Raw genomic sequence first — 22,649 nt, 5'->3', positions numbered from 1 at the left:
GGAGGTACTTTGTATGGGTTCAGCTTTTAATCCTGAAGAATTAGCCGATTTTGCCCGTTACCACGGGTTCCATTATGATACTGTTGATCCCGTCCAATTGGTTCGGGATATCCGTTTAGATATTGAACGGGGCCTGCGGGGCCAGAGTTCCAGCCTTCCCATGATTCCCACCTATATCAACCCCGGAAACCGGATACCTGCGGGAAGAACCGTGATCGCCCTGGACGCCGGGGGAACAAACCTTAGGGCAGCCCGTATACGGTTTAACGAAGAAGGTAAGGCCCTGGCGGAGGGAACTCGAAAGGTCCCCATGCCCGGTACTAAGGGCCGCCTAAGTGCGGAACAGTTTTTCGACGCAATCGCCGATGTCACCGAACCCCTTCTTACGGAGGGCGGTGATATCCGGGGTATCGGGTTTTGTTTTTCCTACCCCATGGAGATAACCAAGGAGGCGGACGGGATACTCATGGCCTTCAGCAAGGAAGTGGAGGCCCCGGAGGTAATTGGCAAGTCCATAGGCCAGGGGCTTCGGGATGCGTTGGCAAGGAAGAAACTAAAAGCCCCGGAAAAGATCGTGCTCCTCAATGATACTGTGGCTACCCTGCTCTGCGGCATGGGGGAGATTCCTCCGGATCTTGGCAAAGGAGACGGGGTGGATACGTACGGCATAGAGGGCGGCCCGGTGATCGGCTTTATTCTGGGAACCGGATTTAATACCGCCTACCCGGAAACGAGCATCCCAAAGATCGGTTTCCATTCCGAATCCTCCCCCCAGCTTGTGGTTTGCGAGACAGGCGCCTTCGCCCCCCGCTACCTGGGATACCTGGACAAAGAATACGATGCCACCACAAAAAACCCCGGTACCTATCTGCAGGAAAAAGCCTCCGCCGGCGCCTATCTGGGGCCCCTCAGTTTTCATATTCTCAAACAGGCCATTAAGGATGGTGTTTTGAAATTTAAAAAGTCCGGCGAATTCCTTGCCTGGCCTACCCTGCAAACCATGGACCTGAATTCTTTTTTGCGGGCCCCCCTAACCTTGGAGGGTCCGGTGGGGCAGCTCTTCGGCAAGGATGAACGGGACGCCCTGAGCTCCTTTGTCTACCTGAGCTCCATAATAACCGAGCGGGCCGCCCTCCTTTCCGCAGGGGTGCTTGCCGCCACAATGGAAAGGATGGATGCCGGCTACGATCCCCTCGCTCCGGTACGAATAGCCGTGGAGGGAACCACCTACGTGCGCTACAAGGGTATGCGGGAAGCCCTGGAATCCTACCTGCATACCATGCTGAATGCCGGCAAACCCCGGACCTACGTGATATCCCCGGTGGAACAGGCCAGCCTCTTCGGCGCCGGCGTGGCGGCCCTAACGGAGTAAAACTAAAAACCCCGCCTAAGCAGTATTACTACAGCTCCGGGCGGGGTTCTTCATTACTTAAACTACGAGATCAGGTAACCACTTCCAGGAAGCTGGGGATCATTTCCCCGGAGAAGTAGAAGAGGCCGCGGCCAAGTTGGTCGGCGTCCCATACCCGCTGGGGGTTATCCGGATAGGCGGTATAGCCGCCGCAATAGGTCTCAATACGATTGCCCGATGGTTCCCAGAAGTAGATGGTGGTACCACGGGTAATGGCGTGCCGTGTGGGCCCGATGTCCAGCTTCAGATGGTTGATGGCAATCAGGTCGGCGGCGTTGAGTACGTCCTGCCAGGTCTCCAGGAAGAATGCGAAGTGGTGCATCTTGCCGGGTTTTGGATATTCCACAAAGGCCAGATCGTGGGCCTTGTTTGAACCGGTGATCCAGGCGGCGAGCCGTTTCCCGTCGGGGGTGTTACACACTTCGGGAACGTACATATCAAAGACTTCTTTCATGAACCGTTCCGCCTCGTCGATGCCGGGTCCGTAGAGGAGGAAGTGATCCAACCTTGTAGCCCGCATACCCCGGGGCTGTTCGTGCCAGATGTCGGGATTCTTGATCGGCGGGAACTTCTTGGCCAGTTCCACATCGCTGTAAATCTGCAGCTGATGGCCGGTACAGATGGTAAAGGCGTAGCGTTTACCAAAACCGGGTTGTTCATCATTTGCCTTGAGTTCCGTTACCTTGTAACCGAATTTTTCGGTCTTTGCTTTGATGTCCTCCAGGGTCTTGGCATCGGCAACCTTAAAGGCCACATAATCAAGCCCCGCTTCCGACGCCTTACGGAGTACCACGCTGTGGTGATCAAATTCATCATAGCACTTCAGCAATACCCGGCCATCGCTGGTCCGGCCGACTTCGTCCAATCCGACGATGTTCTTGTAGCAATCCAGGGTCTTGTCCAAATCCAGCACCCGCAGCTGAATAAGTCCGGGACGCAATGTAGCAGTAAATCCCATATCAAACCTCCATGCGTTAGATATTTGTTTCCACCCGCCGGACCGTAAGATCACTGCGGGGTTGAACACAACACAAAAGAACTATTCCCTCTTTTTTATCATCCTCCGAAACATGGGCGGCGCTCATGGTCTTAAACGCAATCCATTCCCCGGAGCTTATCCGCACACGGCAGGCGCCGCATCCCCCGCCGGCGCAGCCACAACTCACCGGGCCGGTACGGGCGCGGATCATGGCGGCAAAAACCGATTCGTCCTCCCTGCAGGAAAAACTCTTCCCTGTTTCCGGTACGCTGACCTGCCACGTTTTTCCCATACGAAGTTCCGTTACCGACTACTTTTTCTGCGATAATTGGTAAGCCACATCCACGATCATGTCTTCCTGGCCGCCCACCATGCGGCGCTTGCCGAGCTCCACCAGGATATCCCGGGGAGGTATACCGAATTTTTCCGCGGCACGCCGGGTATGGAGGAGGAAACTGGAATAGACCCCCGCATAGCCCAGCATGAGGGAATCGGTACGAACCACCTGGGGACGCAACATCAGGGGCTCAACCACATCCTCCGCAAGGTCCATGAGGTCAAAACTTTTTACCCCCGTATTATAACCCAGCCGTTCCAATACCGCACAGAAAACCTCACCCTGGGTATTCCCGGCCCCGGCTCCCAGACCCCGGCAGGTAACATCGATGTAGAGGGCGCCCTCCTCTACCGCCGCCAAAGAATTGGCAACCGCCAGGGACAGGTTATTATGGGAATGGAACCCCACAGGAACATTAATTGCCGCCTTGAGCGCACTAACCCTGGCGCGGACATCGTCGGGAACCATGGCGCCTGAAGAATCCGCCAGATTGATATAATCGGCGCCGGCGTCGGCAAAGAACTTCGCCTGCTCCACGATTTTTTCAGGGGACGCCATGTGGGTCATCATGAGGAAGCCCACGGCGAACATCCCCGCCTGTTTTGCCCAGGCAATATGCTGGACGGCGATATCCGCCTCGGTTACATGGGTTGCTACCCGTACCGCGTTGGCCCCCCGTTCCCGGGCTTTTTTCAGGTCCTCGATAGTACCTATCCCCGGCAGGAGCAGTACCGCCAACTTGGCGTTTTTTATCACCTTTCCTGCGGCCTCGATCAGCTCCAGCTCATCCACCTTGGAAAACCCGTAGTTTATCGACGAACCGGTAATGCCGTCGCCATGGCTAATCTCAATAATATCGATTCCGGCCTTATCCAGCCCCCCCGCTATGGCCACTGCTTGTTCCACGGTAAAAGAATGGCTTACCGCATGGCTGCCGTCCCGCAGGGTGGTATCAACTATATTAATCTTATTAGTGTTTATTTTATCAGCGCCCATGCTATGCCTTCCCCCCCAGCAATTTTACTGCCAGCTTTTCCGCAACGGCCACTGCGGCCTGGTTGATGATATCCAGGTTCCCGGAATATGCGGGAAGGAAATCCCCCGCCCCCTCAACCTCCACTATCACCGTCACCTTATTGCCGTCGATCACCGGAGGCAGCCGCAGACGATACCCGGGGACATAACTCTGCACTTCCCGGATAATATCGTTCACCGACTCGGTAATTTTTTTCGCATCCGGGTTCTTCACCAGGGCATAGACCGTGTTGGTCATCATCAGAGGCGGGTCCGCGGGGTTCAGTACGATGATAGCTTTACTGCGATCCGCTCCGCCAACCACGCGAAGGGCCTTGGAGGTGGTCTCGGTAAATTCGTCGATGTTCGCCCGGGTCCCGGGACCGGCGCTCTTGGAAGAAATACAGGAGACGATCTCCACGTACTCCGCATCCGCCGCACGGTTAATAGCGAAGGCGATGGGCACCGTGGCCTGGCCTCCGCAGGTAACCATGTTAAAGTCCACCTCCTCGGTGAGCTTGTCCAGGTTTACGCAGGGCACCACGTAGGGACCCACCGCCGCGGGGGTCATGTCGATGGAGATCTTCCCGGCAGCCTTGAGGATAGCGGAATTGTGGATATGGGCCTTGGCGCTGGTGGCGTCGAAAACAAATTTGATCTCCGGGTCCTCCGCCACGGCGTCCACACCTTTAATGGATGTCTTAAACCCAAGAGCTGCGGCCCGCTTGATACCCTCGGATTCCACGATACCGGTCATCATGTACATCTGGAGATGCTTGCTCTTCATAACCTTATACATCAAATCACTGCCGATGTTGCCCGGCCCAATGATTCCCACTTTTATTTTTTCCATTTCCAACACCTCTCATTTATACAAACTGCGCTTCGACCGTCCCCAGGGTGGAAAATTCCGCTCTGAAACTATCGCCCTTGGTCGCCAGGGGCGCCGCGGAGAAGGCGCCGGAGAGGATCACCTCACCGGCTTTAAGAGTTACGCCGTAGGTCCAAAGCCGGTTTGCAAGCCAAGCCACGGAAATACAGGGATCACCCAGGACCGCCGCGCCGGTACCCTCACCAACCAACTCGCCCTGATTCTTATAGAGCTTCATGGTTACCTTGGTAAGATCCACATCACCGAGACGGACCTTGTTGGCCCCAAGAACGTAGCGCCCCGAAGAGGCATTGTCAGCAATGGTGTCGGGAAGCTTTATTTTCCAGTCGGCGATACGGCTGTCCACGATCTCAAAGGAGGCAACCACATAATCCGTGGCCTTGATCACATCCTCCCGGGTAACTTTGCCGCCGGCAAGATCCGCTTTCAGGATAAAGGCTATCTCCCCCTCAATCTTCGGCTGGAGCAGGGCTGCGGTGTTTACCTTACCATCCTTGCAGTCCATGGCGGCGTAGAGATGTCCGTAGTCGGGTTCATCAACCCCCATCTGCTTCTGGATGCCCGGAGAGGTAAGGCCTATCTTCTTTCCGGAAATAACATGCCCCAGGGAAAGGACGGCCTTTACATTTTCCAATTGAATCTGATAGGCATCGTCAACAGTAAGACTGCTATCCTGCCCGGTTAAGGGAGCAATAGCCTTACGGTTCCGTTCAGCCTGGTAAAGCTTGTCGGCGTAGGCCTTGATCTTCGCGGCGTCCATGACTACCTCTTAAAGAAACTGCGGATTAGGTCCGCGAATTCCTGGGTATGTTCAATCTGGGTCCAGTGACCGCAGTGACCGAATACATGGAGCTGGGCCTTGTCGATAAGCTTGAGCAGCTTATAGGAGTTATCCAGGGGGATTACCCGGTCTTCCCGGCCGTGAACGATGAGGGTCTCGTGGGGGATGTTCCGGATAAAATTCTCATTACCCGCCATGGCCTCCACCCCCTTCTGCCGGGGCTCGGGGAACAGGGCGTGGAAACTCTCCTGGAAACCGGGCTGGATACTGGATTCATACCGGCTCTTAACAAGATCCTTGGTGGCAAAACTGTGGTCATAGGTGAAGATTTCCAGCAATTCCTCCATATGTTCTATAGAAGGTTCATAACCCCAGACCTGGTCCAGTCCGTAGGTGATGGGGAAGCTGACCCCCATGGTGCCCATGAGAACCAGTTTGTTTACCCGCTGGGGATGTTTTATCGCCAGGGACAGGGCCAGGGCGCCGCCGAAGGAATTCCCTACCAGGTTGGTTTTTTCGATTTTGAGGGCATCCAGCAAATCAATGGTCTGCTCGACCCAGCCGTTCATGGTCTCCACCCTGCCGGCAACCCGTTCGGTAAAACCGAAACCGGACATATCCGGGGCGATAATGCGGAAATCATCCTTAATGAGGGGGAATATCTTATTCCAGTTTGCCCAGGCGGTTACCCCCGGACCGGAACCGTGGAGCAGGGTTACCGGAAAACCCTTGCCCAGATCGTGGTAATTGGTTTTGAACGAACCGGTTTGGATACTATTCGCTATTTCAGGTCTTTGCTCAGCCATGGTACATTACTCCTTTTGAATTTTTTAATCTCACTTTCCTTTTTGGGGAAAATATAATTCTGTACGCACTTTGGTGATTTGTCAAGAAAGAATACATGATAAAAATACTAAAATATGGTAATTATTAGTAAAATAATCATGTATTCGATTATAACTTTTCCCCCCGTATCCTATGGGACTCATAAAAAGAGGATTATGCTCTTAGGGAAGCAGGGAATGAGCCTCCGGGTTATCTTCGGGATTTTCTTTTTTTCCTATTGCCGTAATATTTTCTTCAATGTGTGCTTCCATCAGGGCTTCGCTTACCGCTTTGTCGCCTTTTTTCAGGGCATCAATTATTTTCCGGTGCCAGGCAGGACCGATGCTTTTCCCCACCATATGAACAATGTCGATCATTGCCGTGGAGAGTATCACGTTGATTAACTCGTGTACTTTGATAATGAGTGAATTTCTGGTTATCTGGGCAAGCCGGTAGTGAAAAGCTAAATCCGCCTCAATATATTCTTCTTCATTACGGGGGTTTTTCATAGTAGTATAGGTTTCTTCCAGAAAAGTGATGTCCTCGGGGCTGATTTTTTCCTGAGCCAGGCCTATTGTACCCTTTTCGATGATCTTCCGGTATTCCATAACGCTGATGAGATCCTGATTTTTTTGGATCTGTATCAGGGGATGCCGGGAATCGACGGTCTCTATGGCGGAAAATTTTTTTACAAAGGTCCCTCCACCCTGTTTTGTTTCCACCAGCCCCAGAATTTCCAGCTGCTGCAGGGCTGCCCGGATGGTTACCCGGCTTACCCCGAACAGGGTACCAAGGGCATGTTCTGCGGGGAGCTTTTCCCCCTCCTTCCAAACTCCCCGTAAAAGCTGTTCCTTGAGCTTGGCATATACCTGGGTTCGAAGTGATTCGGTTTTTAGCTTTTCAATAGTGTGCATATTTGTCCTATAAATATAACTTTCATTAATCTTATATAAATTTTCAAATTTGTCTATGAAAAGCAAAAAAAAGTTGACAACTAATAATAGTCATGTGATAATAACATATCATACAAATTTTGATCAGAAGATGAAAATTAGGTTTATATTAGTCATGTTTTTCAATATGACTAACCAAATTTGAGGAGGAGATTATGAAAAAAATCGTTCCCGTTCTTTTATCGGTCTTTGTCGTGGCGCTATTATTAGCCTGCTCCGGCAAAGGTTCATCCCAAAGCGCCAGTTCATCCCAGCAACCCCAGGTTACAACCCGTGAGGTAGCCAGAACGGTAAAGCCTGATTATACCATCAGGGTTGCATATCTTGACGCGGGAACCTGGCCGGATGTAGTTAAGGCCCCCCTTCCGGAACACGCCTTCGGATTGGTTTTCAAAAGTATTGTAGAATCCAACTCCAATGGTAAAATTGCGGTAGAATTGTTCCCTAATAACCAACTGGGGGATACCAAGGCCACTATGGAAATGACCGTCACCGGGAGTATCGAAATGGTGGTCACCACCGGTACTGCCGCAGCCCTATATCCGGAATTGCAGGTATTTTTCCTGCCCTACGTGTTCAAGTCCGACGAAATTGCCTCCTATATCTTTGATCAGAGCCCGTTCTGGAAGGATATGAGCGCCGATTTTGCCAAAAAGACCGGACTCTACATCCTTGGGGTGGGAAATAATGGGATGCGGCACTTTACCAACAACAAACGGCCCATTCATTCCCCGGCGGATATGGCGGGTCTGAAATTCCGGGTTATGCAGTCCCCTATTTATGTAAAGATGGTAGAGGCCATGGGCGCCCAAGCAACCCCCCTCGCTTCCGGCGAAGTTTATACCGCCTGCCAGACCGGCGTTGTGGACGGTCAGGAAAACCCGGTGTGGAATATCGCCGCCAATAAATGGTACGAAGTCCAGAAATACATCACCCTGGACGGCCATGTGTGGAGTGAAAATTTTGTAATGGCCAACACCAAATGGTTCGACAGCCTTCCGGCGGAATATCAGCATATTATCCGGATTGCGGTATACCATGGCGTACAGGCGGACCGGGCTTCGGAAGACCTTGCCTCCCGGGTACTTGATTTTGCCTCAATTTCCAGCTCCATGGAAGTTTATGTACCCACCGCAGCTGAGCTGGATCAGTTCCAGAAAGCCGCCGCACCCACCTATGACTGGCTGCGGGGCGAAGTTGGCGATGCTGTGGTGGATAAATTCCTCACCGCGGTATCCGATGCGGAAAAACATTTCGGGTATTAATGCTTTTTGTGGTTAATTCCGCTTGTAAAATCGACAGGGGCTTTAAAAACACCTGTTTTTAAAGCCCTTCATAAAAGAGGTTGACATGGAAAAAGTACTTGACGGTATAAGTAATGTCCTGGAAAAAATCGGCTTGGTTCTTGCTACGGTAATTCTTGCAATCGTATTCCTGCTGGTTTTTTTCGGGGTTATATTTCGTATGATTAATTTCAGATTCGCCATGTACGAAGAATTGTCCAGATGGTGTATGGTGGGCATGACCTTTATCGGCGCAAGCGTTGCCCTGAAACAAAAACTGCATGTGGGCATAAATATGCTGGTCCAGGCATTGCCCCTGGCCATAGGAAAGGTCTGCGTCGTCATCGCATACCTGGTGGTTATGACCACCATGGTTATCTTTACCTATTACAGTTTTTCCGCCGCCCTGGCGGCCCGGGTAATGAAGGGAGATATTGTTCCCGTATCAATGATGTATATAAAATTTACCCTGCCTCTGGGTATGATTATGATTTTGTTTCATCTTCTCGCCGGATTTGTAAAAATATTCAAATCCAAGGACATTAATTCAGTCTTAATCGGATCATAAAGGGGAAATAGTATGGGTTTTATAGCTCTTGTTTTTGTCTTAACAATGCTGATAGGTGTTCCGATTGCCTTTGTTTTAGGTTCGTCGGCGTTGTATTATTTTTTCTTTTTCGGAAAAATGCCGCTTGATATGATTGGACAGAAATTATACGCAGGGTGCGATAACTTTGTACTCCTGGCTATTTATTTCTTTATTTTGGCGGGGGAACTGATGAACCGCGCAAAAATAACCGATGCTCTCATTGATTTTTCAAAGATCCTGGTAGGAAAGATTCCCGGGGCTCTGGCCCAGGTTAATATCGTTGTCAGTGTGTTTTTCGCAGGGATTACCGGTTCCGGGGTCGCGGATACCGCCGCCATTGGTTCGGTACTGATCCCGGCAATGAAAAAAGAGGGGTACACCGCCGAATATGCCACCGCAGTAACCGTGGCATCATCGGTTATCGGGCCGATCATCCCCCCAAGCGTGGTCATGGTTATATACAGTATGGCCACCGGAACCTCCGTGGGGGCCCTCTTCGCCGCCGGATTTATTCCCGGAATTGCCATTGCCCTCTCACTAATGGTTTTAAGTCTTTATTATGCAATCAAATACAAACACCCGCGCAGAACAGAAAACATGACCTTTAAACAAGTAGCAACTACCATAAGAAAATCGCTGGTAGCGTTACTGTGCCCTGTAGTATTGGTGGGGGGCATTTTTTCAGGGCGTTTCACCCCCACAGAAGCCGCGGCGATTGCCTGCTTTTACGCCATGGTAGCGGGGTTATTTATACTTCGTACCCTTACCTTTAAGGATGTTCTTGAAAGCTTCCTGAAGGCGGCCATCTCCGGTTCGGTTATCCTGCTCATTATTTCCACAGCCGCCCTGTTCGGGCAGTTTATGGCCCTTGAACGGGTTCCTTCACATATGGCCCGGATCATATTATCAATAACCCACAATAAATATACCTTCCTGCTCCTGGTAAATGTGCTTCTCATTTTTATGGGGATGATCATGGAAACCGGCGCAAGCGTTATACTTCTGGCGCCTATTCTGGTACCCATCGCATTGCAGCTTGGAATACATCCCATCCACTTCGCCCTGGTCATGCTGGTAAACCTGAACATAGGGTTGAGCACTCCGCCTGTTGGGGTATGTCTTTTCGCAGCGGCGCCTATAGCAGGGCTGAGCCTTGAGAAGATCTCAAAAGCCGTATTGCCCTTTATTCTTGCAGAAATAGCGGCGCTGCTGCTCCTGACCTATATTCCGGAATTGGTTCTTTTTATACCCCGCGCATTAGGATATGTACAATAAGGAGATTATAGATGAAAGCACTATACTACATTGGCGATAAAGCCATGGAAATGCGGGATATTCCCAAGCCTGAACCAAAAGCCGGAGAGTATCTCATAAAGGTACGGGCAAACGGTATCTGCGGTTCCGATTTTGAAGGCTACATGGGCAAAACCGGGCGGCGGATACCGCCCATGATTATGGGCCACGAGGTATCCGGCGTTATAGAAGAAACTCCGGCGAACGGTAAATACAAAAAAGGCCAGTCCGTGGTGATATTCCCCAAACCCTTCTGCGGGGTTTGCGAATACTGTAAAGCCGGAATGGTCAACGTGTGTCCCGAGGGAATCTGCATGGGGGTAATGGATGTAAACGGCAGTATGACCGAGTACATCGCCCAGGAGGAAAAATACCTCCTGCCCTTTGCCGAAACCCTTTCCTTTAACGAAGCCTCCATGACAGAACCTTTGGCGGTAGCTTACCGGTCGGTACACAAGATTTCCCAGGAAGATATCAACAAAGCAAAATACTGTATGGTGGTAGGGGCAGGAACCATAGGCTTACTTATCATAGCCCTGCTTAAGCTGCGGGGCGCAAAGAACCTGATAGTCTCCGATGCCTCCGCCTTCCGCCTGGATATCGCTAAAAAACTGGGCGCGGAATTTACCATAAACGCCAGGGAAGGGGATTTTCTTGATCATGTAAAAGAAATTACCGGCGGCAAGCTTTGTGATTACGCATTTGAGGCGGTCGGCATAGCTCCGACAGCGGCAAATTCCCTCGCATGTCTGAAGATAGGCGGGACTGTGGTCTGGGTAGGCAACGCCCAGAAAATCGTGGAAGTTAATATGCAGCAGATTGTTACCACCGAATTAACTATTAAGGGCAATTATGTTTACGATTTTGAAGGCTTTATCGATAGTCTTAAACTACTTGAAAAAAAATCTATAAACATCAACGCCCTGATGACCAACACCTACAGTCTGGATGAGGGTGTGCAGGCCTTCAAGGACCTGGAAAACAACAGGGATGGTAAAATGATTAAGGTCTTCCTGGAAAGCTAGTGATCAAATTTTTTGAAAAAATAAAATAAAGATTAAGGAGTTTTTATGCTAAAACCGGAACAAAAAAAAGAGCTCCAAAGAATAGCCGTTCAGCTGCGCTATGATTTGGTTGAAATGATTGGTGTGGGCAATGCAGGTCATCTTGGCGGTTCAAGTTCCCTGGCAGAAACAATGTCGGTGTTGTATTTTCACAAGATGAATTTCAGCGCCCAACGCCTGAAGGATCCAAACCGGGATCGGCTGGTGCTTTCCAAGGGCCATGCGGCGCTTATTCAATACGCTGCGCTCTGCGAAGCCCATTGTTTCCCACGGGAAGAGCTGAAACGGGTAAAGACCCTGGGAGGATTGCTCCAGGGCCATCCGGACCTGTCAATTCCCGGTCTTGAGGCTGTAACCGGCTCCCTGGGTCAGGGCTTGTCCATCTCCCTGGGAATTGCCCTGGCATTACGGCTCAATAAGAGTCCTGCCCGGGTATACACCATTATGGGTGACGGGGAACAATCCGAGGGCCAACTCTGGGAAGCGTCCATGGCGGCGGCAAACTTCAAGGTTGATAACCTGACTGCCTTTATTGACTATAACCAAGTCCAGGCCACGGGCCCCACCAAGGATATATTCAATATTCCCGAGCTTGATAAAAAATGGAGCGACTTCGGCTGGAATGTTATTAAGACCAACGGACATGATGTTGAAAAAATTCTGGAGGCCGTGGAAAAAGCCGAAACCGTAAAGGGGAAACCTTCGGTAATCATCCTGGAAACCATTAAAGGCAAGGGCTTTTCTTTTGCCGAGGGAAACCCTGCGTATCATAATGGAACGTTCACGGAAGAAACCTACAAACAGGCGCTCAAAGAACTGGACGCAGTAAAGGCAGGATTATAATTATGGAAAAACAAAGTCTAAGAAAAGCCTATGGCGACGCCCTGGTAGAATTGGGCAAACAGAATTCGGACATCGTGGCATTGGAAGCGGATCTTGGAAAATCAACCATGTCCTGTCTTTTTAAAGAAACCTTTCCTGACCGGTACTTTGAAATGGGAATTGCGGAGCAAAATATGGCTTCAACCTCTGCAGGACTTGCCCTAACCGGTAAAATCCCCTTTTACAGCACTTTTGCGGTCTTTGCCGCCGGGCGGGCCTATGATCAGATCCGCTGCTCCATCGCCATTCCCAATGCAAATGTACGGATCTGCGGATCGAGCTGCGGCCTTTCCGATTTCGGGGACGGAAAAACCCACCAGTCCATAGAAGATGGAAATATCATCAAAACCCTGCCCCACATGATAGTCCTTAACCCCTGTGATGCGGTGGAAGTAAAAAAGATGATGAAGTTCCTGGCCTCCTATAAAGGGCCGGCGTACATCAGGATCAACCGGAACGATCTTCCGGTCTACACTTCTCCTGAGGGGGAATTCCAACTAGGTAAAATAAACCCTATTACCGAAGGAAAGGATGTGGTTATCTTTGCTACCGGCGTCATGGTGTCAAAATCTGCAGAAGCTGCGGAGCTGCTTAAAAAGGACGGGATCGGCGTTCAGGTAGTAAATGTGAGCTCCCTGAAACCGCTGCTTAAAGAAGAAGTGTTGAAATACACCGCCGGTAAAAAAGCTATCGTCACCGCCGAAGAGGCGGTAAAAATCGGCGGTCTGGGGGCAAGCATTGCGTCCCTCATCATTGGAGAAGTAAACCTTCCCTTTGAGCAGGTGGGTATAAATGATGAATTCGGCACATCCGCCCACGGATACGAGGAATTGTTGGAAAAATACGAAATTTCAACAAATCATATATACAATGCGGTAAAAAAAGCATTAAATAAATAATACGGAGGAAAATATGACTATTGGATTTATCGGACTGGGAATTATGGGACGGCCCATGGCGAAGAACCTGATCAAGGCGAATTATAAACTGGTGGTATTTGATAAGTTTGCAAAATTTGACGACCTGGTAAGCCTGGGCGCCGAGGGGGGGACATCAAACAAGGATGTGGCCTCCAAAAGTGATATTGTCATAACCATGCTTCCCAATTCACCCCATGTAAAAGAAGCTATCCTCGGGAAAGACGGGGTTCTTGAGGGAATAAAAAGCGGCGCCCTGGTGGTGGACATGAGTTCCATCGCCCCCGCTGCATCCCAGGAAGTGGGGGCCGCACTTAAAGCCAAGGGCATTCCCTTTCTGGACGCCCCGGTATCAGGCGGCGAACCCAAGGCGATTGACGGCACCCTGGCGATCATGGTGGGGGGTGACCAGGCGTCCTTTGACAAGGCAAAACCCATCCTCGATAAATTAGGCTCCTCGGTTACCCTGACCGGAGATATAGGCAGCGGTAATGTTACCAAGCTGGCGAATCAGATTATTGTCGCCCTCAACATCGCGGCGGTATCCGAAGCTTTCGTGCTCTCCACCAAGGCCGGTGTTGATCCCCAAAAGGTTTTTGAGGCGATAAAAGGCGGGCTTGCGGGTTCCACGGTTATGAACGCCAAGATTCCCATGATTCTCGATGGTAACTTCAAGCCCGGTTTCCGCATTGAACTGCATATCAAGGATCTGCAGAACGCACTGGATACGGCCCACAACCTGAATGTGCCGATTCCCCTTACCGCAGGGGTTATGGAGACCCTCCAGTTCCTCAAGAACGATGGTCATGCGGCCAGTGATCACAGTGCAATAATGCGGTACTATGAACAAATGGCAAAAATTGAAGTGAGAAAATAGGGGATAACTATGCGTTTACAGAATAAGGTTGCCCTCATCACCGGCGCTGCCCAGGGTTTGGGTTTTGCCATTGCCTGCCGCTTCGCCGAAGAGGGAGCGGAGGTGTTTATCACCGATTTGCAAGCCGATGTGGGGGCCAAGTCGGTGGCCGAAATAAACGGCAAGGGGGGCAAGGCCCACTTCATCACCCTGGATGTCGCCAGCGAACAGAGCTGGATCGCCGCCTCTGCGGAGGTGCAGAGGATCGCCGGGAGGCTCGATATCCTGGTGAACAACGCGGGGATCAATATTCGGGAAACGGTGGAAACCATGGCGGTGGAAAATCTCGACAAGATGCTTGCGGTGAATGTGAAGGGCCCGTTCCTGGGAACCAAACATTTTATTCCCGTATTTCGTAAAACCGGGGGCGGCTCTATCATCAATATGTCATCCGTATGCGGGCTTATCGGGCACCGGTACACCACCGAAGCCTACACGGTAACCAAGGGCGCAGTAACGCTGCTCACCAAGACTATCGCGGTGCGCTACGCCAAGGACAACATACGCTGTAACTCCATCCATCCCAGCACGGTGGATACCCCGCTGGTGCAGGAGCTCCTCAAAAACCCGGACCGTAAAGCGGAACGGTTTGGGGAGGTTCCCCTGGGCCGGCTCGCTACCGCTGCAGACGTAGCCAATGCAGCGCTCTTCCTCGCTTCCAACGAGGCGGCGTTTATCAACGGCGTGGCCTTCCCGGTGGATGGGGGAACTACGGCGGACTAACAATCATTCAAAGGCAATACCGGCGTAGTAGGTGGTGTCCCCCCGTTCTCCCCGGGCACTTAAGAGGGGACCTGTCACTAAATGCGCCGGTTTGTCGGCCACTAGGCCGCTTTCTAAGAGGGATGCTATCAGGGAGGCTCCGCAGGAACTTATCCGGCCATCATATATTCCGGAAATAAAATCACCTATCCTGTTTTCTTCCAGTAATTGAATACAAGTTTCGGCGCCTAAACGGGCTGTCTTCTCATCATCATGTATGGAAACATTGGCGGAAATCACCAAAAGGGTGCTGGCCATAAGGGGTTCCAGAATTATCCGCAACGCCCGGGCCAGGGCCGATATCAGCCAGGGCTGGGCGCCTCCCATAAGGATAGGAACAATTGCCGCGCGGGGAAAACAAAACTGCGTCAGCGGGAGCAGAACCTCCACCGCGATTTCCTGCAAATGAGGAATATCGTTGACTTCAAAAAGGGTACTGCAGGATGCCAAGGACTCGGAGAGCTCCAAATCCACCGGCAACCTCCCAAGGGGGGTGTCAAAATAATGGGAATCCGAAAAAAAGATCCCCGGCTCCACCCGGTGATAGACATTTCCCAGGATAACTACCCGGGATACTTCATTGGCTCTGCCGGCGGCAGCGGCAAACGCGGTTGCCGCAACGGACCCGGAAAAATCCCAGGCCCCGTGGGGAGCAATAATTGCCGAAGCCCTGCCCCCAACGCCGTATTTCAACCCAAGGGCGCCGATTCGGGCCCCCATCTCCACCCTATCATCGGGATAAAATAATCCCGATACCACCGGAGAACGGCCTTTAACTTTATGGAATGCGGTTAGAGCTCCCATATAGTAATTCTAGGACTCTCGCCCTTGATCTGCAAGTGAAAGGCTGCATTATTTTTCTATTCGGCATTGTTCCAGTTCTTTCAAACGAAACTCTTCCACCTTCACATGGAGATTTTTTTCCTGGGTTGGTATCACCAGTCCCTTGGGCCCGTTTTTTGCCCGCCTGAGAAATTTTACCGGCGTATAAAAAAGATCCCCCTCGCCGTTGTTACGGCCCTTGGAATAAAAAATGGCAAGGTTCCCCGCGTCCAGAAGTATATCTAAGGGGACCGTCTTCCCGGACCGTTGTTTTATAAACACATAGGAACCGGGATAATCCCGGGCATGGAGCCAGAGATCGTTCCCCTTAACGTGCCTTCGAAGGAGCTCATCATTCTCCGAAGCATCCCTGCCTACGATGATAAGCCAGTCCTTGCGCCGGAAGGAAAGCCCCGGACGTTTACTGTCCGCCTTAGCGGGAGCTTTCTCCCCCCGATTCTTGAGCAGCCGGTGCAGCGCCAGGGGATTTGTCTCTTCCAGCAGCCTGTCCAGGGTCTCCTCCAGGGTCTTAAGTTCCTTTTCTCCCGCAGCAATCTCTTCCTGTACATCCGCAAGGCCGTTTTTCGCCTTACGGTACTGTTCGTAGTAGAGCTCCCCCTGGGCGGCGGGACCTTTGCGCGGCTCCAGCTTGATCCGTATCTTTTCCCCGGTATAGAAATTATCTGCCTCCAGCCAGGAGTCCCCGGCCTTAATGGCGCCCAGGTTCGCCATAATGATATCCCCGTACTCTTTCAGCCTGTCCGCCGCCCCAAAATCCCCCGCCTTCTCCCTAAGATGTTCCAGGGAAGCCTTAAGCCTGCCCATACGCCCCTCAAAGTTCCGCCGGGCCTGTTCCCGCAGCGCTTCCAGGGACAAGGCGCCCCCGTGTTCAGCATAAAAAGCGTCTATCCTTTCGTTAAACGAAGCGCCGGGCTCAAATTCCCGGATTTCGTATTCCCGAACCACATGTTCCCGCCCGGGCTTTCCGCCGGGTGTTTCAGCCTCCGGCGCATAGTGTCCGCCGGTAACTTCCCCCCGCTTGGGGAGCCGCCGCATGGCGTCCAGTATCAACCCGTCCTCATCGGTGACCACCACATTGGCGGCATTGGACCAGAGCCGGGCATAGAGCCGGAAATAGTTCTTCCCCTGCCTTATGAGAAGCCGGACAATACGGTTATCTCCCAGTTGTTCCGCCTCCTCAATCCAACCGTTCACAATCCGGGATTTGAGAAATTCCGCAAACCGCAGGGGCCTATCGCTTTTCGGGGTACCCCGGAAGGTTTCGTGGATACGACAGGCCCCGGGGCTAAGGGCGATGAGGATATTCTTGGCCCTCCCCTTTCCGTAAAGCTGCAGGCTTAAGACATCATAGGTACTCTGCACCGCCTTCTGGATCTGGTACCCCCCCAGATCCAGTTCGGCGAGGATTAGGTTGATTTCTTTCCAATTCAAAGACATGGGGTAACTATACGTCCCAGGGGTAAAATACGCCATAGGAAAAATTCCCGAATCCCGTTATAGTACCCCTATGCGCTCCCTGTTGTACCCCATGGTTTTCTTCCTGTTGATCAACCTTGCCCCCCTATGCACTGCCGAGGAGGCCCTCCCGAAGGGTGCGGACCCGCTCCGTGTACGGGCCGGGCGAATTGCGGCGGCCATGGATGACCGTATTTTGGCGGGCCAGGTTCTGCTTACGGGACTTGATGGAAACGGAACCCTGGGGGAGGCCATGAGATCCCTGCTTCGGGATATTTCTCCCGGGGGGGTCATGCTTTTCAGGATGAACCTCAATATGGAGAAGGAGCGCATTCCGGGATTTCTTAAAACCGTTTCGGACCTGGCGGCGGTATCCGGGATACCACCCTTTATGGCGGTGGATCATGAAGGCGGTATAGTCCACCGTTTCGGCGCCGGGGTGGAACGGCTTCCCCCGCCCCTTTCCTATTGGGATATGGCGCAGAAAAACGGAAGAGAGGCCGCGCTTAAGGCCATTGAGGACGCCGCCGCCCGATCCGGAAGGGAGATCCGCTCCCTGGGAATCAACTTAAACCTCGCCCCGGTGGCGGAGATCCTCAACAGCGAAAACGAGACCTTCCTGGAAAACCGGTCCTATGGGCCGGACGCCGCCTTTGTGGAAGATGCCGCCGGAGCCTTTGTTCGGGGCATGTCCTCCGCTGCCGTAGCCTGCGTGGTAAAACACTTCCCCGGCAATTCCGGCGCCGACCCCCACCGGGCCGCCTCGATGCTTAGGGACGACCGGGAAGCCCTGGACAAGATGGTCCTGCCCTTTACAGGGCTTATTGCAAAGAAGCTCCCCGCGGGGATCATGGTTTCCCATGTGCTGGTAGACGCCTGGGACGCCGGGGTAAACGCCAGCCGCTCCAGGGCGGTAGTATCGGTGTGGCTCCGGGGAAACCTGGGTTTTCAAGGCATAGTCCTGGGGGATGACTTTTCCATGGGGGCCATAAGCGCCGCCGGCCTGCGGGAAGAGGAGGCGGTAATCGAAGCTCTGAACGCCGGGGTAGATATGGTGATGACCTGGCCGCGGAACCTGGGACGGGTCCACCGGACCATCCTGCGCGCCCTGGGGGATGGCCGGCTTACGCGGAAACGGCTTGAGGAAGCGGCAGCCCGCATTATATATGAAAAGATCCGTTACGGACTTATGGAGTGATATGAACAACAAAATAGACGAAAACAGAATTATCTACACAAGCGATCAGTGTATGGTGATAAACAAACTGCCCGGAGAAGCTGCTGAAGGCGCCGCTAAGGGAATGGCCGACCTGCCGCGGGAACTGGCAAAACAATTCGGCGGCGCCTTTACTGCGGTACAGCGGCTTGATGTGCCGGTCTCAGGCTGCGCCCTCTTCGCCCGTACCCCTAAGGCCCTGTCTTTTCTCAACGCCGCCTTCTCCGCCGACAGGGTACAGAAATACTACTGGGCCATTGTGGAGATGCCGCCCCCAAGCCTGACCCTGGCGCCGGCCGGGGAACTGGTCCACTGGCTTGAGATGGATCCGCGCCAAAACAAAAGCACCGCCTTTGCCGAAAAAGCGCCCGAGGGATCGCAACGGGGTTCTCCAAGAAAACAGGCCATACTGCGGTACCGGGTTATCGGGAAGGGAACCAATTATCTTTTTATGGAAATAGAACTGGTCACCGGCCGCCACCACCAGATCCGGGCTCAACTGGCCGCACTGGGTCTCCATATCAAGGGGGATCTCAAGTACGGCTCCAAGCGCAGCGAAAAGGCCGGGGGGATACGGCTCCACGCACGATCCCTGCGTTTCCCCGCGCCGGGCTCTTCCGCCAAGCTTCCCGATGAGTTTATCGAGGTTACCGCAACCCCGCCCCTGCGGGACCGGCTCTGGGAGGACTTTGAAGCCGCTATTATGGCCCCAGAAACTTCCCCACCAAGGGCCGTTTCCCCAGTTCCGCCTCAAGCGCCATCTGACTGTTCATAACCATTCCGTTGTAGGCGTATCTCAGGGGTGTATCCCCAAAAACATCATCCCCAAGGGTATTAATACTGTCGGGAATAATCACGCTCAGGAGCCGGTTACCCGCAAAGGCCAGGCTGCCGATTTCATCTATACTGTTACCAAAAATCACATTGGTGATCCAGTTGTTTTCAAAGGCGTGATCTCCAATAACCGTAACGCTGTCGGGAATTAGTACACCGCCGAGGTAGTTATTGGCAAAGGCGGAATCCCTGATGACGGCAAGCCCTTCGCCGAGGATTACCCAGCCGAGCCGGTTGTTTTCAAAGGCCTTATACAAAATCGCCGTAACGCTGCCGGGAATTTCTACGCCCATAAGCTGGTTGCCGGCAAAGGCCCAGCTGTTGATTTCCGTAACCCCCGGGGGGATACATACGTCCATAAGCTCATTGCCCGCAAAGGCCCTGCTCCCTATTTTTACAAGCCCCTGAGGAATTTCCACGCTGCTTAGCCGGTTATTTTCAAAGACAGAATCCCTGAGGATGGAAATACCCTTACCAAGGGTTAGCTCCGTCAGTTGGTTATTCGCAAAGGCTTCTGTGCCAATATCAGTAACACTGTCGGGAATAAGCAGGCGGGTAAGCCGGTTGCCATAAAATGCGCCGCTGCCGATGTAACTGAGTCCATCGGGAAGGGTCAGCTCCGTTATTTCGCTTCCGGCGAAGGCCCTGTATCCGATGGCAGTAACCGGCATCCCCTGGATCTCAGCGGGGATGATAATTTCCGTAAGCTCTCCGGAATAAGCGGTAATAGTTACCCTATCCTCATAAATAACAAAACCAAAATCTCCGGAATTCCCACCGGAGGGTACCTGGCGTTTTTCTTCAATACCTTCTGTTTCAGGCTCCGCCTGGTCATCGTACAGCTCAAAATCATACTCAAATTCATCCAAATTTTGAGCCGTAACGAAGAAACAAACCAGGGAAAAAAGACAAACCAATGCTATTCGGCGCATGTTCACTTCCTTAATCTAAGCATTATGCTTTTTTGTCTGTCCGGCAAGCGTTTTTTTCCAGAAACCGGATCAGGGGCGCCTCCCAGGGTTCCCCGGAATCGCGGCTGTCGGCCATGAAACGGCGGTACAGGGTGATGATATGGTCCCTGATGATCACCCCATCCTCAGGGGCTAATCCGGGCAACTTCGTTGCAAGCGGCGTAAAAAGCCGGGAAACAAATATCTCCGCTTCCTCCGGCGGGAACATAGCGGGATCGAAGCGGCTCATGGCGTACATAGCGGCGGCTACACAGTTTACGCTGTGCTGCTTCACATAGAGGATGGCCTCGGTGATCAGGGCGGCCCCGGAATTTATCTCGTCAATACGGCCGGCCAGGGCTTCCTCATCACCAAAGGAACGGAGGATTTCCCGGAAACGGGTATAGCTCAGGATCATCACCATCACGTGGAGGCTGGGGATGCACATAAGGTGGGGATCCGTAAGGTGGATCAGGAAAAACCGGGGGCGGGCTATATAATAGGGCCGGCGGGTGGTGGACATGTTTTTTGAATAGACCTCTGCGGAGAATTGGTAGAGCCGGTTCATGGAATTAAGAAAATCCTTTACCGGATTAAGGGCGCGGCGGCCGTAGTGTTTTAGAAGAAAACCCAGGATACGTATCCAGAAGGCGACAAAGTCCAGGTAAATATTGACCCACCGGGGGGTAAAGGGGATCCTTTCGTCCAGGGGATGGTCCACCGAAGTAACGGGGATGCGCCCCGGGAAAAGGACGGCCTTATACTGGAGAAAGAAAAAATTCAAAAAAATCGACCGGATACATTTTATACCCGGCCCCCGCAGGATCGGACTCATCAAAATTTTCAGCATCGATGCGGCGGTGGACGGTTCCTTCATATCGGAATATACTACACGGAAATCATTATTGTTTCGAGAGGGGTTTATGCTAGGACCGGTGGTTAATGCGGTAACAGTTGTGGTATGCGCCCTGGCCGGGTGCTTTCTTATCCGGGGTATTCCGGAGCGGTTTGAGGAGATTATCAAAAAGGCCATCGGTCTTTCTGTTATGTATGTGGGGATCCGGGGCGCCATGGATAACCAGCGGGTCCTCCTTTTGATCATGAGCATGGTAATCGGGGCTGTTATCGGGGAGTTTATCAATATCGACAGGCTGATGAACCGCTTCGGGGACTGGACAGAACGGAAACTGAATATGCGCGGGGGTACCTTTTCCAAGGGGTTTGTTACCGCCAGCATCCTTTTCTGTACCGGTTCCATGGCTATCGTGGGTTCCATGCAGAGCGGCCTCCAGGGCAACCACGAAACCCTCTTTGCCAAGTCTATACTGGACGGTTCAATTTCCCTGGTTTTCGGTGCATCCATGGGCATAGGGGTGGTTTTTTCCGCTATTCCGGTGCTGGTCTACCAGGCGGGGATAGCCCTGGCATCCATGGCGGTCAAGGATTTCCTGAGTCCCGACATTATCCGGGAAATGTCCGCCGTGGGAAACCTCCTGGTGGCGGCCATTGGCTTCAATTTTCTCGGGGTTAAGGAAATCAGGGTAGCCAACCTAATTCCGGCAATTTTTATCCCCTGGGTGTATTTTGGTCTGGAAATAATTTTAAAAAAACCTTAGTATTACTTAAAATAATCCGATAAAAAAGGAATACCCGGAAACGGATTTAACACCCGAATCCAAGTTAGATAGAGGGGACCATTTTGGCAAAATCGAATCAAATATTCGCCTACACAGAGACCCGCATCAAGACCGCGAGCCAGGGACAGCTTATCATCATGCTTTACAATGAAGCGGTAAAACAGCTGGATCATGGTCTGGACCTGCTGGAACGGAACGCCTCGGGGAAGAAGAGCCCCGACAGAATTGAACAAATCAGCAAATCCATCCTGAAAACCCAGGAAATTGTCACCGAACTGATGGCTTCTTTGGATTTCGAGCTGGGTGGGGACATCGCCAAGAACCTTTTTTCCCTTTATACCTGGTTTAACCAGGAACTCCTGGCGGCCAATATCAACCAGGACCCCCAGCGTATCTCCTCGGTCCGTAATATGCTGAACGATCTCCGGAGCGCCTGGAGCGAAATTATCACCAAAAATTCCATGGAAGGGATGGGTCATCCCGCCATGGGTCTCAATATCACCGGCTAAGGCGCCCCCCATGGCCGAGGTTTTATCTACAGAAGAAATCAGCCGGCGGGTCGCGATCCTTAAACGCTTCCGGGAAATGCTCCGGGCTCAGCGGGATCGCTTTCAGGAATACCTCAATGTCCTGGACAAACAGCAGGATGTCATCGAAAAAGGCGATACCGAAGCGCTCCTTTCCCATGTAGAACTGGAAGAACACATCGTAAGCGACATTTTCAATATACAGAAGGTCATAAACCCCCTGGAAGATATGTACCGCGCCGTTACAGCCCAGCCGGGGCTCCCCGCGGAGGGAGACACCGAAGTCTCC

General features: G+C 52.3%; 24 protein-coding genes and 1 pseudogene. 14 read left to right on the top strand and 11 right to left on the bottom strand.

Going from position 1 to position 22,649, the window contains the following annotated elements; all coding sequences use genetic code 11:
• The first annotated feature begins 13 nt into the window (after positions 1-13).
• Positions 14-1,372 (top strand): hexokinase family protein, encoded by a 1,359-nt coding sequence (locus LQZ19_RS11790; protein ID WP_411047865.1) that lies wholly within the window; start codon positions 14-16, stop codon positions 1,370-1,372.
• 70 nt (positions 1,373-1,442) lie between these two features.
• Here the strand turns inward: LQZ19_RS11790 and LQZ19_RS11785 are convergent, their stop codons facing one another.
• The 7 genes from LQZ19_RS11785 to LQZ19_RS11755 form a co-directional block, all read right to left on the bottom strand.
• On the bottom strand, positions 1,443-2,369 hold the full coding sequence (locus tag LQZ19_RS11785) for a catechol 2,3-dioxygenase (protein ID WP_411047864.1): 927 nt from the start codon (positions 2,367-2,369) through the stop codon (positions 1,443-1,445).
• A 16-nt stretch (positions 2,370-2,385) separates the two neighbouring features.
• Positions 2,386-2,682 (bottom strand): 2Fe-2S iron-sulfur cluster-binding protein, encoded by a 297-nt coding sequence (locus tag LQZ19_RS11780; protein WP_411047863.1) that lies wholly within the window; start codon positions 2,680-2,682, stop codon positions 2,386-2,388.
• 18 nt (positions 2,683-2,700) lie between these two features.
• Entirely contained in the window at positions 2,701-3,723 is a 1,023-nt protein-coding gene (gene dmpG, locus LQZ19_RS11775; protein WP_411047862.1) for a 4-hydroxy-2-oxovalerate aldolase, read from the bottom strand.
• 1 nt (position 3,724) lies between these two features.
• Positions 3,725-4,594 (bottom strand): acetaldehyde dehydrogenase (acetylating), encoded by an 870-nt coding sequence (locus LQZ19_RS11770; protein ID WP_411047861.1) that lies wholly within the window; start codon positions 4,592-4,594, stop codon positions 3,725-3,727.
• 16 nt (positions 4,595-4,610) lie between these two features.
• A complete protein-coding gene (locus LQZ19_RS11765; protein WP_411047860.1) occupies positions 4,611-5,393 on the bottom strand; it encodes a 2-keto-4-pentenoate hydratase in 783 nt (260 codons plus the stop codon).
• A gap of 2 nt (positions 5,394-5,395) precedes the next feature.
• The gene (locus LQZ19_RS11760) at positions 5,396-6,220 is read right to left on the bottom strand and encodes an alpha/beta fold hydrolase (RefSeq protein ID WP_411047859.1); all 825 of its coding nucleotides are present in this window, start codon (positions 6,218-6,220) and stop codon (positions 5,396-5,398) included.
• Positions 6,221-6,421: 201 nt separating this feature from the next.
• The gene (locus LQZ19_RS11755) at positions 6,422-7,153 is read right to left on the bottom strand and encodes a FadR/GntR family transcriptional regulator (RefSeq protein ID WP_411047858.1); all 732 of its coding nucleotides are present in this window, start codon (positions 7,151-7,153) and stop codon (positions 6,422-6,424) included.
• Between the two features lie 194 nt (positions 7,154-7,347).
• Here LQZ19_RS11755 and LQZ19_RS11750 point away from each other — a divergent pair, with 194 nt between their 5' ends.
• From LQZ19_RS11750 to LQZ19_RS11715, 8 genes are all read left to right on the top strand, one after another.
• Entirely contained in the window at positions 7,348-8,457 is a 1,110-nt protein-coding gene (locus LQZ19_RS11750) for a TRAP transporter substrate-binding protein (RefSeq protein WP_411047857.1), read from the top strand.
• Positions 8,458-8,542: 85 nt separating this feature from the next.
• A complete protein-coding gene (locus tag LQZ19_RS11745) occupies positions 8,543-9,043 on the top strand; it encodes a TRAP transporter small permease (RefSeq protein ID WP_411047856.1) in 501 nt (166 codons plus the stop codon).
• Between the two features lie 12 nt (positions 9,044-9,055).
• Positions 9,056-10,339, top strand: a complete 1,284-nt coding sequence (locus LQZ19_RS11740; RefSeq protein WP_411047855.1) for a TRAP transporter large permease — start codon at positions 9,056-9,058, stop codon at positions 10,337-10,339.
• A gap of 11 nt (positions 10,340-10,350) precedes the next feature.
• On the top strand, positions 10,351-11,382 hold the full coding sequence (locus LQZ19_RS11735) for a zinc-dependent alcohol dehydrogenase (RefSeq protein ID WP_411047854.1): 1,032 nt from the start codon (positions 10,351-10,353) through the stop codon (positions 11,380-11,382).
• A gap of 45 nt (positions 11,383-11,427) precedes the next feature.
• A complete protein-coding gene (locus LQZ19_RS11730; RefSeq protein ID WP_411047853.1) occupies positions 11,428-12,264 on the top strand; it encodes a transketolase in 837 nt (278 codons plus the stop codon).
• A gap of 2 nt (positions 12,265-12,266) precedes the next feature.
• Positions 12,267-13,202, top strand: a complete 936-nt coding sequence (locus LQZ19_RS11725) for a transketolase family protein (protein WP_411047852.1) — start codon at positions 12,267-12,269, stop codon at positions 13,200-13,202.
• A 13-nt stretch (positions 13,203-13,215) separates the two neighbouring features.
• Positions 13,216-14,097, top strand: a complete 882-nt coding sequence (garR, locus tag LQZ19_RS11720) for a 2-hydroxy-3-oxopropionate reductase (RefSeq protein ID WP_411047851.1) — start codon at positions 13,216-13,218, stop codon at positions 14,095-14,097.
• 9 nt (positions 14,098-14,106) lie between these two features.
• Positions 14,107-14,859 carry an SDR family NAD(P)-dependent oxidoreductase gene (locus tag LQZ19_RS11715; protein ID WP_411047850.1) on the top strand — a complete coding sequence of 251 codons (753 nt, stop codon included), beginning with the start codon at positions 14,107-14,109 and terminating at the stop codon, positions 14,857-14,859.
• A gap of 3 nt (positions 14,860-14,862) precedes the next feature.
• Here LQZ19_RS11715 and amrB read toward each other — a convergent pair whose 3' ends face one another.
• Both amrB and LQZ19_RS11705 read right to left on the bottom strand, forming a co-directional pair.
• On the bottom strand, positions 14,863-15,702 hold the full coding sequence (amrB, locus tag LQZ19_RS11710) for an AmmeMemoRadiSam system protein B (RefSeq protein WP_411047849.1): 840 nt from the start codon (positions 15,700-15,702) through the stop codon (positions 14,863-14,865).
• 48 nt (positions 15,703-15,750) lie between these two features.
• On the bottom strand, positions 15,751-17,178 hold the full coding sequence (locus LQZ19_RS11705) for an NFACT RNA binding domain-containing protein (protein ID WP_411047848.1): 1,428 nt from the start codon (positions 17,176-17,178) through the stop codon (positions 15,751-15,753).
• Positions 17,179-17,248: 70 nt separating this feature from the next.
• On the opposite strand from LQZ19_RS11705, the gene LQZ19_RS11700 reads away from it, so the two are divergent.
• Together LQZ19_RS11700 and LQZ19_RS11695 are read left to right on the top strand one after the other, a co-directional pair.
• Entirely contained in the window at positions 17,249-18,394 is a 1,146-nt protein-coding gene (locus LQZ19_RS11700; RefSeq protein ID WP_411047847.1) for a glycoside hydrolase family 3 N-terminal domain-containing protein, read from the top strand.
• 1 nt (position 18,395) lies between these two features.
• Positions 18,396-19,187: an RluA family pseudouridine synthase gene (locus LQZ19_RS11695; protein ID WP_411047846.1), complete on the top strand. Its 792-nt coding sequence runs from the start codon at positions 18,396-18,398 to the stop codon at positions 19,185-19,187.
• Here LQZ19_RS11695 and LQZ19_RS11690 read toward each other — a convergent pair.
• A complete protein-coding gene (locus tag LQZ19_RS11690) occupies positions 19,114-20,178 on the bottom strand; it encodes a leucine-rich repeat domain-containing protein (RefSeq protein WP_411047845.1) in 1,065 nt (354 codons plus the stop codon). The two genes, LQZ19_RS11695 and LQZ19_RS11690, sit on opposite strands and share 74 nt — an antisense overlap.
• 22 nt (positions 20,179-20,200) lie before the next feature.
• Entirely contained in the window at positions 20,201-21,073 is an 873-nt protein-coding gene (locus tag LQZ19_RS11685; protein WP_411047844.1) for a hypothetical protein, read from the bottom strand.
• Positions 21,074-21,119: 46 nt separating this feature from the next.
• Here LQZ19_RS11685 and LQZ19_RS11680 point away from each other — a divergent pair, with 46 nt between their 5' ends.
• The 3 genes and pseudogenes from LQZ19_RS11680 to LQZ19_RS11670 all read left to right on the top strand — a co-directional run.
• Positions 21,120-21,812, top strand: coding sequence for a DUF554 domain-containing protein (locus LQZ19_RS11680; protein ID WP_411047843.1), 693 nt, complete (start codon positions 21,120-21,122; stop codon positions 21,810-21,812).
• A gap of 83 nt (positions 21,813-21,895) precedes the next feature.
• On the top strand, positions 21,896-22,342 hold the full coding sequence (fliS, locus tag LQZ19_RS11675; RefSeq protein ID WP_411047842.1) for a flagellar export chaperone FliS: 447 nt from the start codon (positions 21,896-21,898) through the stop codon (positions 22,340-22,342).
• Positions 22,343-22,352: 10 nt separating this feature from the next.
• Positions 22,353-22,649 (top strand): annotated as a pseudogene (locus LQZ19_RS11670) (flagellar biosynthesis protein FlgN); the annotation flags it as partial.

The sequence above is a fragment of the Treponema primitia genome, assembly GCF_046533075.1.
Classification (GTDB): domain Bacteria; phylum Spirochaetota; class Spirochaetia; order Treponematales; family Breznakiellaceae; genus Termitinema; species Termitinema primitia_B.
This window is presented reverse-complemented; position numbering and strand designations above follow the sequence as displayed.